Below are 17,360 nucleotides of genomic sequence, written 5' to 3'. Positions count from 1 at the left end.
CGATTCTCATGAAAGGACCCCGACGATGTGCTCGGGCCGTACCGGCACCCTGGTCAGCGCGACGCCGGTGGCGTCGCGGACGGCGGCAACGATGGCGGGCGTCGAGGAGAGCGTGGGCGGCTCGCCCGCGCCCCTCAGCCCGTACGGCGCGGCGGGGTCGGGGTTCTCCAGGATCGACAGCTGCATGGGAGGCATGTCGAGCGCGGTCGGGATGAGGTAGTCGGTGAAGGACGGGTTCAGCACCTGCCCGTCGCGCACCTGGATCTCCTCCATGAGCGCCAGGCCGAGCCCCTGCGCCGAGCCGCCGTGGATCTGCCCCTCCAGCGCGACCGGGTTGAGTATCCTGCCGACGTCCTGCACCGCGGCCAGCTCCACGACCTTGACCAGGCCGAGCTCCACGTCGACGTCCACGACCGCCCTGTGCACGCACAGCGCGAGCTGGGTGTGGGAGTCGGCCTGTCCCGTGACGGGGTCCATGGGGTAGGTGGGCCGGTGCCTGAACTCCCGCGTCTCCTCGATCGGCCCGTGCTTCTCCAGCGCCTCGGCGACCGGCAGCCCCTCGAACCGCTCCCGCACGGCCTCGCAGGCCGCCTTGACCGCGCCGCCCGTGACATAGGACTGGCGGGAGGCGGAGGACGAGCCCGCAGAGCCGACCCGGGTGTCGGCGGTGGCGACCGTGACCCTGTCGACGCCCAGCTCGGTGCGGGCGATCTGGGCCTGGATCGTCACCAGGCCCTGCCCGACCTCGGCGGCCGCGGTGTGCACGGTGGCGTGGGGCTCGCCGCCGATCATCTCCACCCGGACCCTGGCGGTGGAGTAGTCGTCGAAGCCCTCGGAGAAGCAGATGTTCTTGATGCCGACGCCGTAGCCGACGCCTCGCCGTACGCCCTCGCCGTGGGTGGTCTGGGAGACGCCGCCCGGCAGGTCGCGCAGGTCCTGGGTGGCGGGGCCTGGCATGGGCATGGCGGCCAGCTCGCGCAGCATCTCGGCCAGCGGCGCGGGCGAGTCGATGATCTGGCCCGTGGCCAGCGCGGAGCCCTGGGAGACGGCGTTGCGGACGCGGATCTCGACGGGGTCGAGGCCGCAGGCGGCGGCGAGCCTGTCCATCTGCGACTCGTAGGCGTAGCAGGCCTGCACCGCGCCGAACCCACGCATCGCGCCGCACGGCGGATTGTTGGTGTAGACGCCCGTGGCCACGATGTCGACGTTGGGCACCTCGTACGGCCCGACGCCGAGGGAGGCGGCGTTGCCGACGACGGCGGGGGAGGAGGAGCAGTACGCGCCCCCGTCGAGCAGGATCTCCGCCTTGACGTAGACGAGTTCGCCGTCGCGGGTGGCGCCGTGCTCGTAGCGCATCCACGCGGGATGGCGATGCACGTGCCCGTAGAACGACTCCTCCCGGCCGTAGACGATCTTGACGGGCCGGTCGAGCCGGAGCGCGAGCATGCAGGCGTGCACCTGCATCGAGAGATCCTCGCGGGCGCCGAACGCGCCGCCCACGCCCGCCAGCGACAGCCGTACCTTCTCCGGGGGCAGGCCCAGGCAGGGCGCGAGCTGGTCGCGGTCCACGTGCAGCCACTGCGTGGCGATGTAGAGATCGACCCCGCCGTCCTCGGCGGGTACGGCCAGACCGGACTCGGGGCCGAGGAAGGCCTGGTCCTGCATGCCGACCTCGTACTCGCCGGTGACGACGACCTCCGCCTCGAAGGTGTCGCCGACCCTGACGGGCTGCCTCCTGACGAACTCCGTGGCCAGCCGTGGGTCGGTGACCGCCTCCCTGACCTCGTAGTCGACGACGATGGCGGCCGCGGCCCTGCGAGCGGTCTCCGGGTGCTCGGCCGCCACGAGCGCCACCGGTTCGCCCTGGTAGCGGACCTGGTCGATGGCCAGCACGGGCTGGTCCTTGTGCTCCAGGCCGTAGAACTTCTCGCCGGGCACGTCCTCGTGCGTCAGCACGGCCAGCACGCCGGGCATGGCCAGCGCGGGACCGATGTCGATCGACCTGATCCACGCCGAGGCGTGCGGGCTGCGCAGCGTCACGCCCCACACCATGCCGTCGAGCCACAGGTCGGAGGAGTAGGCGAACTCGCCCGTCACCTTGAGGGTGGCGTCAGGTCGCCTGACGCTCTCGCCCACGCCCTGCCGCGTGGTGCTGGCCGTCTCCGTCATCTTCCGAGTACAGCACTCGGCATCGGGACGGCCTATGTCTGTGATGTGAAATCGCGGTAAGCCGTCCTTGGGTCCACTTGTATATTCCTCCAAGTGCGCATCAGGGACCTGCTCGCCGTCTCGGAGCTCGGCCTCATCCTGCTGACAGGGGACGAGGACACCGAGTTCACCGCCGTGCACGTCACCGACCTGCCCGACCCCGGCCGCTACCTCACCGGCGGAGAGCTGGTGCTCAGCGGGCTCATGTGGCGCCACGAGCCGGCCGACTCCGCCCGTTTCGTCGCCGCGCTGCGGGCCGCGGGCGTCGCGGCGCTCGGCGCGGGCCAGGCGTGGCTCGGTCACGTCCCCGACGACCTGGTGACCGCCTGCGCGCAGGCGGGCATGCCGCTGCTGGAGATCCCGACCGCCGTCTCCTTCCGCGCTGTCGGGGAGGTGGCGGCCCCGCGCCTGTCGGGTGAGGTCAGGGCCGCGCTCGGCCGCCAGCGCAGGATCGTCGACGCCGTCGCGGAGGGCGCGGACCTGGCCGAGCTGTTCTCCCTCACCGCCGCCGAGCTGGGTGTCGGAGGGGCTGTGCTTTCCTCCATAGGCGAGGTCGTCGTCGGCTCCTGCGCCGATCCCGAACGGCTCGCCATGGCCTATCTGGCGGCGCCCAGGCTTCCCTGCGTGTCCGAGGGCCACACGCTCTTCGGCGTCGGAAGGGGTCACAGGGCCGCGGGGTGGGTGCTGGCGTGCGAAGGGGACCTGCTCGGCCGTGCCGACCTCGGCTTCGAGCTGGCCGCCTGCGTCGCGCTCGAGCGCACCAGGATGGAGGAGGGCAGGCGGGTCGAGCGCCGCCTCGTCGAACAGCTCGTCGGTGCCGCGCTCGCCGACGAGTCCGATCCCGCCGAGCTCAACGCCCGGCTGCGGACGTGCGGGCTGGAGCCGGGCGAGCCGTACGCGGTGGTGACCGCGTCGGTCCGGCGGCCGGGGGCCGCCCGCGGCCCCGACCCGGCGACGCTGGGAGGGCAGGTGCTGGAGGAACTGCTCGGGCGCGGCGTGGTCGCCGCGGCGGGCACGGACGGAGCGGTGGCCCTGGTCCCGCTGACCGGTCCCGTCTCCTTCCTCGCCGACCGGCTGCGAGCGGGCCTCGGCGTGCTGTCGGCCCTGCGCGACACCAGCGTCTCGATCGGCGTGAGCGGTGCGCTGACCGGCGCCTCCTCGATCAGAGGAGGGATCGAGGAGGCGGGCCACGCCCTCCGCATGGCCGAGGCCCGCTCCGGCGGCGTCGTCACCAGCGACGAGATCTACACCCACGCCCTTCTGCTGGCCACGGTGCCGGGCGATGTGCGGCGCTCGTTCACCCAACGGCTGCTGGAGCCGCTGTTCGACTACGACGCCAAGCACCAGTCGGAGCTGGTGCGGACCCTCGGCGCCTTCCTCGACACCGCCGGGTCGTGGAACGCGTGCGCCGAGCGGATGCACGTGCACGTGAACACGGTGCGCTACCGGATCAGGCGCGTCGAGGAGCTGACGGGCAGGGACCTGTCGACGATGGCCGACCGCGTGGACTTCTTCCTGGCCCTGCGGGCCCGCTGACCCCGGATCCGCGGAGCCGGTGGCCGGGCCCCGCGGTGGCGCGGAGGCCCGCCCGTCAGACCAGTCCGGCCAGGGGTAGCGCGTCGCCCGCCCCCTGGGCCTGCCGCTCCTCGGCCACCTGGCGGCTGAACTCGGCCGACTGCATCGCCCTGGACAGCGACGCGGCCTCGCTCAGGAACGCGCGCGCCTGCCGCGGCCTGCCGAGCAGCCGATGCGCCCTGGCCAGGGTGATGAGGCAGTTCATCTCGGTGTTCAGCGACTTCACCGTGCGGGCGACGGCCAGCCCCGCCGTCAGTGCCTCCACACCGGCGTCGAGGTCACCCTCGTCGATCTTGACCAGGCCCAGCACGCCGAGGATGGCGCCCTCGTGGCCGAGGTCGCCGACCTTCCGCGCCATCGCCAGCGCGCTGGTCAGGCACTCCTCCGCCTCGGCGAACCTGCGCAGGCGGCCGTTGGCGTGCCCCGCCATGAGCAGCGCGTAGCGCTGACCTACCTGGGATCCGATCTCGGTCGCGATCTTCAGCTGCGCCATCGCATGGCGCAGTGTCAGGTCGTGGCGGCCCACGTCGACGTAGGAGTTGGCCAGGTTGCCGAGCGCGCGCTGCTCGGCGAACCTGTCGCCGAGCCGCCTGGCCAGCTTGAGCTCCTCGTTGAGATGGCGGACCGCCGTGTCGACCTGGCCCTGATGACCGAAGCCGCTGGCGATCCCGCCGTGGGCCTCCAGCGCCATGGCGTCGTCGCTGAGCCGTCTGGCCACCGCGAGCGCCCGCTGGCACAGCGAGATCATGTCCACCAGGCTGTAGGAGTGGCGCTGGAACCAGCGCAGGGCGATGCTGAGCGCGGCTCCCAGGCGCGCGATCCGCTCGTCGGGGTCGTCCATCGCCTGGGCGGCCGCGGCCACCAGGTTGGGCTCCTCGGCGTTGAGCCAGTCGTGGGCCTCGTCGCGGTCGGTCACCGGGTGCGGGCGCATCTGGACGGCGGGGCTGTCGGCCTGCACCCTGTGCGGGTCCATCAGGCGGGTGGCGTGCTCGACGGAGACGAGGTAGTAGCCGAGCACCCTGTCGAGGCACGCGACGCGGTCGGCCACGACGTGTTCGCTGGCGAACAGCCTGACCAGGTCGTGCATCTGGTAGTGCCACGCGCGTCCCCGCTCGACGAGGTTGGCGTCGACCAGCCGGTCGAGAGCGCGCTCGGCCTCGGCGGCGGGCGCGTTCAGCAGCGCCGCGGCGACCTCCGTGCTCACGTCGGGCACCCTGATGAGCGCGAGCAGCAGGAGCAGCCTGGCCGCCGTTCTGTCGGTGGGGTGGTCGCTGTCGTGCAGGGCCTGCCAGCTGGCCGTCAGACCCGACCTGACGGCCAGATCACCCGACTCCAGCTCGTGGAGCCTGCGCTGCTCGTCGGCCAGGCGGTCCACCAGCATGCCGACGGTCCAGTCCGGGCGGCTGGCCAGCCGCGCGCCCGCGATGCGCAGGGCGAGAGGCAGCCCGTCGCACAGCCTGACCAGCCTGGTCGTCGCCGCGGGGTCGGCGGAGGTACGGCTGGCCTCTGTCAGCCTGGCCAGCATGGTGACCGCCTCGGCGTCCTGCAGCGTCCCCAGGCGCACCTGCACGCAGTCGTCGGCGGGCGCCAGCGTCTCCCTGCTGGTCACCAGCACCGCGCAGCCGGCGGGAAGCGACAGCAGCGGCCGTACCTGGGCGAGGTTGGCCGCGTCGTCGAGCAGCACGAGGACCCGGCGGTCGCTGAGCAGGTCGCGCCACAGCGCGGCGGCCTCGTCGAGGTCGACGGGCACCCGCTCGGGCACGGTGCCGAGCGCTCGCAGCAGCCTGCCGAGCGCCTGGGCCTGGGTGAGCCGCTTGACGCCCGGGGTGCCGCCGCGCAGGTTCACGTAGAGCTGCCCGTCGGGGAAGCGGCGGGCGACGGCGTGGGCCACGTGGACGGCCAGCGCGGACTTGCCCGCGCCCGGTGGACCCGAGATCGCCACCACGGGCGTGGGCGGCGCCTCGTCCCATGGCGCGAGATGCGAGCGGATCCTGAGCTGCTCGGTGGTGCGCCCGACGAAGCCGAGCAGGTCGCGGGGAAGCTGGCGGGGGACGGTGATGATGGGGGGCGCCGGTGCGGGGGTCTCGCCGCGCAGGATCACGTCGCGGTAGGCGCGCAGCCGTTCGCCGGGGTCGACGCCGAGTTCCTCCGCCAGCAGGTGCTCGCCGTCCCTGAACACCTCGAGCGCCTCCGCCTGACGTCCGCTCAGGTGCAGGGCTCGCATCAGCGACTCGCGCAGCCCCTCGCGCAGCGGCTGCTCGTTCACCAGCTTCATCAGCGAGGGCAGGATCTCCTGGTACCTGCCGAGCTCGACCATGACCTCGGCCCTGCGCTCCATCGCGGTGACGCGCAACTCGTCCAGGTGGAGCCTGCGCGCCTCGGCGAACGGCCCCGGCACCCCTGGGAGCGCGGGTCCCCGCCACAATTCCAACGCCAGATCGAGTTGGTCAAGGCACCCTTCGAGATCGCCTTCCGCGCGCCGGCGCGCGGCGTCCTCGAGGCGGGCGGAGAAGGCGACGCAGTCGACGTGGAGAGGGTCCACGTGTAAGGAATAGCCACCGGGGACACCGACGAGTATCCTCGGCTCTCCACGCGATCCTCTGCCGGGTTCGAGGACGTTTCTCAATCCGGCCACATACGTGTAGACGCTCTGCTCGGCGCTCTTCGGGGGATCTTCGCCCCACAGGCCGTCGATGAGGTGTTCCTTCAGGACCACCTTGCCGGCCGAACAGGCGAGGATCGCCGCGATCGCCTGTTGGCGGGGTGCGCCGAGCGAGACCTCGCGTCCATGGAGCCGTCCGAGCACAGGGCCCAGAAGAGCGATGAACACACAAGCCTCCGGAATTCGCCGCAGAGGGATGGTGAGACGGCAAGCCTAATCATGAACGCAGACGATCGAAGATCAATATCGCCTGTAGTTGAAATATAGACGGGCTGGTTACGCTGTTAATCCCCCGTGGGAATGCCGAAGCCCCCGAATTGTGGCGATTCGAGGGCTTGACAGCGGCATCTTCCAGCAAGCACTGGCGCGCACTAGCAGCAGAGGTAGTCGAAGCTCGGCTGACTAGGAGACACTTCGGCACCGGCAGTCGTAACATGTCCTCCAATCGTGGCAATAGCCGCGATGAGGACAGTGAGTGCGGACATGACAAGTCGCTTGCGCATGGGGGGTTCTCCCTCGCTCAGGTGGTGCTTGAAGTACATCATCCCAGGGAGACGTTGCCGTGACCACATCTGATCTGGTCGGACTCCGTATCAAGACGGTCCGCCGCCAGCGTGGCCTGTCACAGGCCCAGCTCGCTCACCCTGAGTTGTCTGACAGTTATGTCTCGCTCATCGAGAGCGGTAAGCGCACGCCAACCCCTGCGGTGCTTGAGCTCCTGGCCCAGAAGCTCGACTGTTCACTCAGCTACCTCGTCAACGGCGTGACCGCCGAGCAGATGAACGATCTCGAGCTCGGGTTGGGCTACGCGCGGCTCGCGCTGGAGAACGGCGAGGTTCACGAGGCTCGGACCAGGTTCGCCGAGCTGGTTGCGGACAATAACCTGACGGGTCTGACCGCTCTTCGTCAAGAGGCGGAGTACGGCCTGGCGCTCGCGACGGAGGCCACGGGCGACATCGCCGAGGCCATCAGGATCCTCAGGCGGCTCGACGGCGAGGACCTCAGCGCGGAGCGCCACGTGGAGATCGCGCTGGCGCTGTGCAGGTGCTACCGCGACAAGGGCGAGCTGGTCGCCGCCGTGCAGGTCGGCGAGCGGATCCTGTCCGGGGCGGTGCGCCCCGCCTGGACCGACGGCCTGGTCGAGCTGGGCGCGACGCTGCTGTCGGTCTACTGGGTGCGCGGCGACCTGCTGCGCGCCCGCCAGTTCTCCGCCGAGCTGCTGGCCGCCGCCGAGCTGCTCGGCACCCCGCGCTCGGCCGTCGCCGCCAGCTGGAACGCCGCCAGGGTCGCCGAGTCCATCGGACGGGCGGAGGAGGCGCTCAGCCTGGTCGAGCGCGCCTACGCCATCCAGTCGGAGACCGCGACGGCGCCGCGCAACCTGGCCAGGCTCCGCGGCGCCGTGGCAGGGCACCGCGCCAGGCTCCAGCCGCACGACACCGACAAGCTCAGGGAGCTGTTCAGCCAGACGGCCAAGGACATCGCCGAGACCTCGGCCGGCGTGACCGACCAGGCCATCGCGGAGCTTCAGCTCGCCACGGTGGAGCTGACCGCGGGCAACCCCGAGCGCGCGGCCGAGCACGCGAGGTCGGCCGAGGACCTGCTGGCCGACCAGACGCCCGAGATGGACGCGCACATGCGGATGGTCCTCGCCAGGGCGCAGGGCGCCATGGGCGGCAGGGAGGAGGCGCTGGCCAACGCCCGCGACGCGGTGCGGTTCATGGAGCGGGCCTCCACCTCGCGCCAGGCGGCCACCAAGTGGTACGCGTTGGCCGAGACGCTGGAGGGCCTCGGCGACGAGGAGGCCACCGTCGAGGCCTACCACCGGGCGCTCGCCTGCGTGGGCCTGTAGCGACGTCACCACCGGGCGGGGCGGTAGGTAGCCTTGGGGATGCCATGAAGAGATCTCCGCTGGCGGCCTTCACCGCCCTGCTCGCTGTCCTGGTCGCCGCCGTCCTGCCGGCGTCGCCCGCGCTCGCCCACGACGCGCTGAAGGGCAGCACCCCGAAGAAGGACTCCACCGTCTCGACGCTGGAGAAGGTGGAGCTGGAGTTCAACGCCACTCCCAAGCTTCCGTTCGTGATCGTGCGCTCCGCCGACGGGGCGCAGGTGCAGGAGGGCAAGCCGGAGATCGACGGCAAGGTCGTGACGCAGAAGCTCAAGGGCGTCCTGCCCGACGGCGGCTACACGATCGCCTTCAGAGTGGTCTCCTCCGACGGGCATCCCATCGAGGGCGAGATCCCGTTCAAGGTCAAGGGCGCGCCGCAGCCGACGCCTGCCGAGGAGCCCGCCTCCACGGCCGCCGCGAGCGCGCCGCCCGCCGCGACCTCGTCAGCGGCCCCTGCGGCCCCTGCCACGCCCCAGCCGGCCGCGCAGCAGCAGGCGGCCCAGGCGTCCACCGGCTTCCCCGTCTGGTTGGTCATCGTGATCGGCGGGCTCGTCGGCGTCGGCATCGGCTTCCTGCTGAGCGCCAGGAAGAAGAAGCCGTGACCAGGACCGCGCGTCTCGCGCTCGCGCTGGCAGGGGCGGCGCTCGTCGCCCTCGTCATCGGCATGATCGCCGGAGGCGCCGCGTTCCCTCGGATCATCCCCGGACTGCCCGACGAGGGCACGCTGACCCGGTGGGGCCTGCCGATCGCGAAGATGGCGATGGACTTCGCGGGGGTGGCCACCGTCGGCCTCCTGCTGGCCGCCACCGTCTTCCTGCCCAGCGACAAGGGCATGCTCGGCAGGTCGGCGCTGCGCTACGTCACGGCGGCGTCATGGACGGCGCTGGTCTGGGCCGGCGCCGCCGCCCTCACCATGATCTTCTCGCTGTCGGAGCAGCTGGGCCTGCCCGTCGCCGAGGTGCTCGGCGGCAACGAGCTGACCAGTTTCGCCAGCCAGGTCGGCCAGGGCATCGCGCTCACCCTCGTGGTGCTGTTCGGCGTCGCCATCGCGCTGTTCTCCCGCGGAGTGATCACCGCGGGAGCCTCGGCGGGCCTGCTCGCGCTGGCGCTGGTGACGATGCTGCCGCCCGCGCTGACCAGCCATGTCTCCTCCTCGCCCAACCACGGTCTGGCCACCACAGGCGTCGGTGTCCACCTGGTGTCGCTGGCGCTGTGGGTGGGCGGGCTGATCGTGCTGATCATCCACGGGCTGCGCAAGCAGCCGCAGCTGGAGGTGGCGGCCAACCGCTTCTCCAGGATGGCCGTGTGGTGCTACATCGGCGTCGGCCTGTCGGGCTTGTTCAGCGTCCTGGCCAGGCTGACCGCGGTCAGCGACCTGTGGACCTCCGCGTACGGCGTGCTCCTCGTGGCCAAGACCGTCGCGTTCGTCGTGCTCGGCTACATCGGCTGGTGGCACCGCCAGCGCACGATCGGGCAGCTCGACAAGGGCAAGCCCGGCGCCTTCACCCGCCTCGCGGTCGGCGAGCTCGTGCTGATGTCGGCCACCATGGGCCTGGCCGTCGCGCTGTCGCGCACCAAGCCACCGGTCACGGCGCTGCCCGCCGACCGCGCCTTCGAACTGCTCGGCTTCACGATGCCGCCGGAGATCTCGCTCGGCAACGTGGTCTCGCTGTGGTGGCTCGACCTGTTCTTCGCGCTGCTCGCCGCCGGGCTCGCCGGCCTCTACGCCGCCGGTGTCGTGCGGCTGCGCCGCCGCGGCGACGCGTGGCCGTGGGGGCGCACGATCGCCTGGTTCGTCGGCGTCGCGATCCTCGTCATCGCCACGCAGAGCGGCCTGGCCCGCTACGCCAAGGTGCTGTTCAGCGTCCACATGATCGAGCACATGACGCTCGCGATGCTGGTGCCGATCTTCCTGGTCCTCGGCGCGCCCGTCACGCTGGCGCTGCGCGCGCTCAAGCCCGCCGCCCGCCGCGGCGACAGGGGTCCGCGCGAGTGGCTGAACGTCATCCTGCACAGCCGGTTCGTCCGCGTCCTGGCCCACCCGGCGATGGCCACGGCCATCTTCATCGCCTCGACCTACGCGCTCTACTTCACGCCGCTGTTCGCCGCGGCGATGGAGGAGCACCTCGGCCACATCGCGATGACGCTCCACTTCCTGCTGAGCGGGTCGCTGTTCTTCTGGGTGATCATCGGTGTCGACCCGGCGCCGCACAAGCTCCCGCACGTCGGCCGGCTGCTGACGCTGTTCGTCACCATGCCCTTCCACGCCTTCTTCGGCATCGCGCTGATGATGATGGGCACCGTCGTCGCAGCCGAGTGGTACGAACAGCTCGGCCGTACGTGGGGGGTGTCCTCGCTGGTGGACCAGCAGGACGGCGGGGCGATCGCCTGGGGCTTCGGCGAGATCCCGACCCTGATCGTGCTGCTCGCGCTGGCCTTCCAGTGGTACCGCGACGACGACAGGCAGGCCCGCAGGGCCGACAGGAGGGCCGACGCGGTGGCCGCCCGCACCGGCGGCACGGGCGACGCGGAGCTCGATTCCTACAACGACTACCTGGCCAGGCTGAACCGCCGCGACCAGGTCGAGTAGCCCTGCGGCTACGGCCTTCTATCTTCGGCCACGCGCTTCCGAACCGCCCGGTAACCTTGCGGGCGGGGGAGACGGGCATCACATTCATGAGCTGCCGGTCCTGGCCATCGTGGGGGCGCCAGGGAACGGCCTCGGTGATCGCCCGCCATGTGCTCAGGAAGGTGAGTGCAGAGTTGGTGGATGAGACGCGCATGCGCGGGGGGCAGGGCCTGGCCGAGGCCCTCGACGGATGTCTGACGGAGTGGTCGCAGCGCACGGGCATCGCCGTGGAGGTCTGGGCCCTTCCGCAGAGCGACGTCCCCGCGGCGATCGCCGGAGGCGTCCTCGCCGTGGTCGAGGAGGCGCTGCTCAACGTCGAGCTGCACAGCGGCGCCGCCACGGTCTCCGTGGCCGTCACCGTGGGCAGGCGGGGGCTGAGGCTGACGGTGAGCGACGACGGCGACGGGTTCTCGATGCCGCACGAGCGAAGGGGGATCGCTCGCATGCGCGCGCTGATGGCCGAGCTCGGCGGCACCCTGTCGGTCAGCAGCGTTCAGGGCGAGGGCACGACCGTGTCGGGCGCCGTACCGCGCAGGCGTTGATCCGGTACGGCAGGCCCGTGGCCGCGGACGACCTCGCCCGCGGCGCTCACGGGAGTGTGAGGATCTCACTGCCGCCGTCGGTCACCAGGATCGTGTGCTCGAACTGCGCGGTGCGCTTGCGGTCCTTGGTGACGGCGGTCCACTTGTCGGGCCAGATGTCGTAGTCGATCGTGCCGAGCGTCAGCATCGGCTCGATCGTGAACGTCATCCCCGGCACCAGCTCCACCTGGTGCGACGGGTCGTCGTAGTGCGGGACCATCAGCCCGGAGTGGAACGTCGTGCCGATGCCGTGCCCGGTGAAGTCGCGCACGACGCCGTAGCCGAACCGCTTGGCGTACGCCTCGATGACGCGGCCCACGACGTTGAGCTGCCGGCCGGGAGCGACCGCCTTGATCGCGCGCATCATCGCCTCGCGGGTGCGCTCGACCAGCAGGCGCGACTCCTCGTCCACGTCGCCGACCAGGTAGGTGGCGTCGGTGTCGCCGTGGACGCCGCCGATGAAGGCGGTGATGTCGATGTTGACGATGTCGCCGTCGCGCAGGACCGTGTCGTCCGGGATGCCGTGGCAGATCACCTCGTTGATCGAGGTGCACAGCGACTTCGGATAGCCGCGGTAGCCGAGGGTGCTCGGGTAGGCGCCGTGGTCGAGCAGGAACTCGTGGCCGATCCGGTCGAGCTCGTCGGTGGTGACGCCGGGGGCGATGTGCTTGCCGACCTCCTCGAGGGCCTGCGCGGCGATCCTGCCCGCGACGCGCATCCGCTCGATGATCTCCGGGGTCTTGACGTCGGCCTCGCCGGTCTTCGGTTGCTTCTTGCCGACGTACTCCGGCCGCTGGATGTGGGCGGGAACCTTGCGCATGGGCGAGATCCGCCCGGGCTGGAGCAGTGTGGTCATGAAACCGAGTTTACGGGGCACAATTCACCCCGTGAGCGAAGGTCAATGGTGGTTCTGCCTCAAGCACATGCGCGTCGAGCCCGACCAGGGCTGCCCGAACAAGGACCGCATGGGCCCTTACGCCTCCGAGGAGGAGGCGGCAGGCGCGTTGCAGCGCGCCGCCGACCGCAACAAGGCATGGGACGAGCAGGATCAGGATGACGACGACTAGAGCACCGCGTACGCCCTGACGGGGAAGGTGCCGAGACCGGCGACCATCGGCGGCGCGGCGTGGAAGCGGAACCCGCTGTCGGGCAGCCCGGCCAGCCCGGTCAGGTGCTCGACCAGCGGGATGCCCGCGGCGAGGAGCAGGGTGTGGGCGGGGCGCTCGCCTCGCGGCGGGGTCGCGTCGATGTTCAGCGAGTCGATGCCGACGAGCGCCGCGCCCTGTTCGGCCAGCCACGCCGCGGCCTCGGCCTCCAGGTAGGGGTGTGCGTGCCGGTACTCGTCCGTGCCGAAGTGCCTGTCCCACCCGGTGTGCAGGAGGACGGCCATGCCGCGCACGTCGAGGCCGTCCAGCAGGTCCATGCCGACGCTCGGGCGGCCCTCGGCGCGCACGACCATGCCCGGCAGGTCGGCCAGCCGCTCCACCGGCACCTGTGACAGGTCGGGGCCGTCGGCGTAGCGGTGGTGCGGCGTGTCCACGTACGTTCCCGTGTTGCAGGCCATGGAGATGGTCCCGAGGTGGAACTCGGTGCCGGGCGCGTAGACCTCGCGGGAGTCCTCTCTGGTCAGGTGGGATCCGAGGACGGGCCCCGGGACGCCGGGATAGGTCACCATGCCTTCGGTGATCCGGTGACTCAGTTCGACGATCAACGGGCGGCCTCCCTGTGGTTCATGCCGCTCATTGTCGTGAACGCCTTTGGTGCAGAGCAAATAACGAAATCTTCAGCTCCGGTTAAGCTGAGCTAATGGAGATCGATCCCAGGCGGCTGCGGGTCCTGCACGAGGTCGCCAGGCGCGGCGGGGTCATGCGGGCGGCCGAGGCCCTGCATCTCACCGCCTCGGCGGTCTCCCAGCAACTGGCCCAGCTCGAACGCGAGGTCGGGCTGGCGCTGATCGACCGTTCGCAGCGCAGGGTGTCCCTCACTCCCGCCGGGCGCGTGCTGGCCGGATACGCCGACCGGATCGAGGACGAGCTCGCCGAGGCCAGGCGGGAGCTGACGCTCTTCACCGAACGGCTCGCGGGGCCCGTGACCATCGCCGCCTTCCCCACGGTGATCACCCACCTGCTGGTGCCCGCGCTGCGGGCGCTGGCCGTACGGCATCCGCGGATCACGCCGGTGATCCGCGAGCTGGTCGGGCCGCCCGCGCTGGAGGAGTTGCGGTTGGGCGGGGCCGACCTGGTGATCACGGAGCGGGACGCGAGCCTCCCGGCGCCGGTCCAGCCCTCGCTGGTCTCGCGAACGCTCCACGTGGACGAGTTTCGCGTCGTGGTGCCGCCCGGCTGGCCCTCGGCGCCCACGACCGTCGCCGAGCTCGCCGCGGCGCCATGGGTGGCGGGGCCGCGCGACCAGGCCTGCGGGCAGGCGCTCGAACGGCTGGCGTCGCTGCACGGGTTCGCGCCCAGGAGGGTGCACGTCATCGAGGAGTTCCCGCCGACGCTCGCGCTGGTGGCGGCGGGACACGGGGTGGCCATCGTGCCCGAGCTCGCGCTCCTCGACGTGCCCGAGGGGTTCGTCAGGGTCAGCGAGATCGCCGACGTGGGCGCCCGCAGGCTCGACGCGGTCACCCGCCTGAGCCGCACCAGGTCGGGCGAGCCCGACCCCGTGCACGCCGTGGTGATCGCGGCGATCGAGGAGGCGCTAGTCGACCACCTGAGGGCCGCTGACGCGCTCCAGGAGCCTGGCGAGCCGGTCTCGTAGCCCCGGACGCTGCGGCAGTTCGCCCGCCGCGGCGCTCACCAGATGCTGCGCGCCGTCGAAGCTGACGGGCCCGCCGGCGGGGATCGCCAGCGCGTCGTGCGCCAGGCCCGCCAGGTCGGGATCGCCGCCTTCCAACGCCAGGATCGTCGCGCCGGTGCGCCTGGCGTCGTCGACCCGCTCCAGCAGCGGCGTCGGCGCCTGCCGTTCGGCGACCACGAACAGCGTCTCACCCTTGCCCGCCCGCTCGATGCGCTCAAGGCCCACCCGCAGGTGGGCGGGAGCCTGCCGCGGCGGACGCCATCGCACCAGGGTGGGCGCCAGCTGCGGCAACCCGGCCAGCCGCGCCTCGTCGCCGAGGTGCGCGGTGAGGTGCCACGGCTCGTCGTCGGGTGTGCCGACCAGGAGCAGGCCGCCGGGGGAACGGGTGGCTCTCAGCGCCATGCCCAGCTCGCGCGTGCGTTCCAGCCAGCCGGTCTCGGCCAGAACCTCGCGAAGGAAAGCCACCGAGCCTGCGTCCATCCGTCTATGGTGCCTGACCTGTGACACTGCCGCCGCCGCTTTCCGCCGTTACGGCGTTCGGGTCCATGGGGGACCTGGGTTCGGGACGCGAACTCCGGTGCTGGCATGATCTGCCCTATGACTGACCTTCCTGAAGTGAGCGGGTTGACGATCGGCATCCTGGGCGGCACCGGCGACCAGGGGAAGGGTCTCGCCCGCCGGTTCGCCCTGGCCGGACACCCCGTGCTCATCGGCTCGCGCAACGCGGGCCGCGCCCACGAGGCGGCCGAGTCCATCGGCGACGGCGCCAGGGGAGCGGAGAACGCCGAGGTGGCCGCCGAGGCCGACATCGTGATCGTCGCCGTCCCGTGGGACGGGCACAAGGCGACGCTGGAATCCCTCCGCACCCCCTTGTCCGGAAAGATCGTGATCGACTGCGTCAACCCGCTGGGCTTCGACAAGCAGGGCGCCTACGCGCTGCCGGTCGAGGAGGGCTCGGCCGCCCAGCAGGCCGCCGCCGTCCTGCCCGACAGCCGGGTCGTCGCCGCCTTCCACCACGTGTCGGCCGTGCTCCTGCTCGACCCGGCGGTGGACAAGATCGACCTCGACGTGCTGGTGCTCGGCGACGACCGCGAGGCCACCGACGTCGTGCGGGCCCTCGCGTTCCAGATCCCCGGGGCACGCGGCGTGTACGGCGGGCGGCTGCGCAACGCCCACCAGGTCGAGGCGCTCACGGCGAACCTGATCTCGATCAACCGCCGGTACAAGGCGCACGCCGGCATCCGCATCACCGACGTCTGACGTCGTGCTCTCCCGGGCGGCCGCCGGATGGCCGCGCCGCCCGGATCAGAGCCAGCCGGCGTCCTCCGCGATCCTGATGGCGTCGATCTTGTTCCTGGCGCCCGTCTTGGTGATCGCCCCCGTGAGGTAGTTGCGCACGGTGCCCGCCGACAGGTGCAGCCGGGAGGCGATCTCCTCCGCCGTCGCCCCCCGGGCCGACTCCGCCAGCACCGTGCGCTCGCGCTGCGTGAGCGGGCTCTCGCCGTACTCCATCGCCGAGGCCACCAGGTCGGTGTCGAGCACCCTGAGCCCCGCCGCCGTCCTGCGGATGGCGTCTGCGAGCCGATCCCCCGGGGCGTCCTTCACCAGGAACGCCTCGATGCCCGACTCCAGCGCCCGCCGTACCTGGCCGGGCTGGCCCATCGCGGTCAGCACCAGGATCCGGCAGGACGGCAGCAGCGTGCGCAGGCCGGCGGCGGCGGTGATGCCGTCGACCACCGGCAGGTCGATGTCGACGATCGCGACGTCGGGCCGCACGTCCAGCGCCGCAGGGACGATCTCGTCGCCCCTGGTCACCTCCGCGACGACCTCGATGTCGGGTTCGAGGCGGAGAAGCGCGGTCAGCGCCGCTCTGATCATGTGCATGTCCTCGGCGAGCAGCACTCTGATCACGTGGGGACCTCCATCGTGAGGCGGAACCCGTTCGCTCCGGAGGGCTCGGCGGTGACGGCGCCGCCCGCCTGGCTCGCGCGCTCTTCGAGGCCGGTCAGGCCGTTGCCCGCGGACACCGGCGAGACGGCGGAGGCGCCGTCGTTGACGATCTCCAGGCGCGCCCTGCCCGCTCTGACCGAGGTGCTGATGGAGCAGGTCGTCGCGCGGCTGTGGCGCAGGACGTTCGTGACGGCCTCGCGCACGCCCCACGCCATCGCCTCCTCGGACAGTCGCGGCAGCGTGGCCGCGGCCAGGTTGACCTGGCAGGCCACGCCTGAGGCCTCCAGCAGGGACACCGCCCTGTCGACCTCTCCGGCCAGCGACATCTGCCGGTAGCCGCGCGCGACCTGCCGTACGTCCTGGACGGCCTCGCGGGCGACCTGCACCAGCTCGCCGACCTCGGTCTTGGCGGAGACGGGGTCGCGCTCGACGAGCCTGGCGGCCAGATCGCCCTTCAGCGCGATGGCGGTGAGGCTGCGGCCCAGCCCGTCGTGCAGGTCGCGGGAGATCCTCAGGCGCTCCTTGAGCACCGCCGCCTCCGCCAGCTCCGCCTTCGCCTGGTCCAGTTCCTTGGCCATCAGGGCGCTCCTGACCAGCGCGTAGATCATCACGCCGGTGCTGAACACGGTGACGGCGTAGAAGAGCGTGAGCGCCATGTGCCCGCCGGTCGCCCCGTAGATCTGCCAGCCCTGGTACACCGTGGCCAGCCCCACCAGCGGCCACGCGAGACGTGCCGGCAGCAGGATCAGCAGCGACCCGGCGAAGAGGGGCGAGACGACGGCGGACCAGCCGTACGGGAGGACGAGGTTGGTCAGGTAGGTGGCCACCGCCTGCACGATGAGGGTCGTCGGGAACAGCGGAGGCCGCTCGCCCCGCAGGCCCGCCCGCACGTGCAGGTAGTGGGGGACGCCGGTGCAGACGCCGGCCGCGATCGCCCAGAGGCTCATCGAGAACGGGACGTAGACCAGGTAGGTGGAGATGAGATAGAGCACGACGGCCATCACCGTGTAGCAGGCGGAGATGGTCGCGATCACCGTGATCGCGAGGCGGCGGGCGGCATCGGAGGTCATA

Annotated in this window: 15 protein-coding genes; 8 read left to right on the top strand and 7 right to left on the bottom strand. The window is 71.5% G+C overall.

Features of this window, described 5'->3' with window-relative positions; all coding sequences use genetic code 11:
• Positions 1-6 precede the first annotated feature (6 nt).
• Positions 7-2,169, bottom strand: a complete 2,163-nt coding sequence (locus tag ACFSKW_RS42070) for a xanthine dehydrogenase family protein molybdopterin-binding subunit (RefSeq protein WP_379579837.1) — start codon at positions 2,167-2,169, stop codon at positions 7-9.
• Between the two features lie 93 nt (positions 2,170-2,262).
• Here ACFSKW_RS42070 and ACFSKW_RS42065 point away from each other — a divergent pair, with 93 nt between their 5' ends.
• On the top strand, positions 2,263-3,744 hold the full coding sequence (locus ACFSKW_RS42065; RefSeq protein ID WP_379579835.1) for a helix-turn-helix domain-containing protein: 1,482 nt from the start codon (positions 2,263-2,265) through the stop codon (positions 3,742-3,744).
• Between the two features lie 55 nt (positions 3,745-3,799).
• Here the strand turns inward: ACFSKW_RS42065 and ACFSKW_RS42060 are convergent, their stop codons facing one another.
• On the bottom strand, positions 3,800-6,613 hold the full coding sequence (locus ACFSKW_RS42060; protein WP_379579833.1) for an AfsR/SARP family transcriptional regulator: 2,814 nt from the start codon (positions 6,611-6,613) through the stop codon (positions 3,800-3,802).
• 394 nt (positions 6,614-7,007) lie between these two features.
• Between ACFSKW_RS42060 and ACFSKW_RS42055 the strand changes: the two genes are divergently transcribed.
• From ACFSKW_RS42055 to ACFSKW_RS42040, 4 genes are all read left to right on the top strand, one after another.
• Positions 7,008-8,294 (top strand): helix-turn-helix domain-containing protein, encoded by a 1,287-nt coding sequence (locus ACFSKW_RS42055; protein ID WP_379579831.1) that lies wholly within the window; start codon positions 7,008-7,010, stop codon positions 8,292-8,294.
• Positions 8,295-8,338: 44 nt separating this feature from the next.
• A complete protein-coding gene (locus tag ACFSKW_RS42050; protein ID WP_379579829.1) occupies positions 8,339-8,932 on the top strand; it encodes a copper resistance CopC family protein in 594 nt (197 codons plus the stop codon).
• Positions 8,929-10,920 (top strand): bifunctional copper resistance protein CopD/cytochrome c oxidase assembly protein, encoded by a 1,992-nt coding sequence (locus tag ACFSKW_RS42045; protein ID WP_379579827.1) that lies wholly within the window; start codon positions 8,929-8,931, stop codon positions 10,918-10,920. The genes ACFSKW_RS42050 and ACFSKW_RS42045 overlap by 4 nt, the downstream gene beginning before the upstream one ends.
• 176 nt (positions 10,921-11,096) lie before the next feature.
• Positions 11,097-11,501: a sensor histidine kinase gene (locus tag ACFSKW_RS42040; protein WP_379579825.1), complete on the top strand. Its 405-nt coding sequence runs from the start codon at positions 11,097-11,099 to the stop codon at positions 11,499-11,501.
• Positions 11,502-11,547: 46 nt separating this feature from the next.
• Here ACFSKW_RS42040 and map read toward each other — a convergent pair whose 3' ends face one another.
• Entirely contained in the window at positions 11,548-12,396 is an 849-nt protein-coding gene (gene map, locus ACFSKW_RS42035) for a type I methionyl aminopeptidase (protein WP_379579823.1), read from the bottom strand.
• Here map and ACFSKW_RS42030 point away from each other — a divergent pair.
• Entirely contained in the window at positions 12,395-12,607 is a 213-nt protein-coding gene (locus tag ACFSKW_RS42030; protein WP_379579821.1) for a hypothetical protein, read from the top strand. The two genes, map and ACFSKW_RS42030, sit on opposite strands and share 2 nt — an antisense overlap.
• On the opposite strand, the gene ACFSKW_RS42025 is transcribed toward ACFSKW_RS42030, so the two are convergent.
• Positions 12,604-13,251, bottom strand: coding sequence for a cyclase family protein (locus ACFSKW_RS42025; protein WP_379579818.1), 648 nt, complete (start codon positions 13,249-13,251; stop codon positions 12,604-12,606). The genes ACFSKW_RS42030 and ACFSKW_RS42025 overlap by 4 nt on opposite strands.
• A gap of 95 nt (positions 13,252-13,346) precedes the next feature.
• Here ACFSKW_RS42025 and ACFSKW_RS42020 point away from each other — a divergent pair, with 95 nt between their 5' ends.
• Positions 13,347-14,300 carry a LysR family transcriptional regulator gene (locus ACFSKW_RS42020; RefSeq protein ID WP_379579816.1) on the top strand — a complete coding sequence of 318 codons (954 nt, stop codon included), beginning with the start codon at positions 13,347-13,349 and terminating at the stop codon, positions 14,298-14,300.
• Here the strand turns inward: ACFSKW_RS42020 and ACFSKW_RS42015 are convergent.
• Positions 14,241-14,819: a hypothetical protein gene (locus ACFSKW_RS42015; protein ID WP_379579814.1), complete on the bottom strand. Its 579-nt coding sequence runs from the start codon at positions 14,817-14,819 to the stop codon at positions 14,241-14,243. The two genes, ACFSKW_RS42020 and ACFSKW_RS42015, sit on opposite strands and share 60 nt — an antisense overlap.
• A 117-nt stretch (positions 14,820-14,936) precedes the next feature.
• Here ACFSKW_RS42015 and npdG point away from each other — a divergent pair, with 117 nt between their 5' ends.
• On the top strand, positions 14,937-15,599 hold the full coding sequence (gene npdG, locus ACFSKW_RS42010) for an NADPH-dependent F420 reductase (RefSeq protein WP_379579812.1): 663 nt from the start codon (positions 14,937-14,939) through the stop codon (positions 15,597-15,599).
• 45 nt (positions 15,600-15,644) lie between these two features.
• Here the strand turns inward: npdG and ACFSKW_RS42005 are convergent, their stop codons facing one another.
• Positions 15,645-16,250 (bottom strand): response regulator transcription factor, encoded by a 606-nt coding sequence (locus ACFSKW_RS42005; RefSeq protein ID WP_379579810.1) that lies wholly within the window; start codon positions 16,248-16,250, stop codon positions 15,645-15,647.
• Positions 16,247-17,359, bottom strand: a complete 1,113-nt coding sequence (locus tag ACFSKW_RS42000; protein ID WP_379579807.1) for a sensor histidine kinase — start codon at positions 17,357-17,359, stop codon at positions 16,247-16,249. Before ACFSKW_RS42000 ends, ACFSKW_RS42005 begins: the two co-directional genes overlap by 4 nt.
• Position 17,360 lies beyond the last annotated feature (1 nt).

Source organism: Nonomuraea mangrovi, from assembly GCF_042681425.1.
GTDB lineage: Bacteria > Actinomycetota > Actinomycetes > Streptosporangiales > Streptosporangiaceae > Nonomuraea > Nonomuraea mangrovi.
Note: the sequence above shows the minus strand (reverse complement) of the source record. Positions and strands in the feature narration are given on the sequence as shown.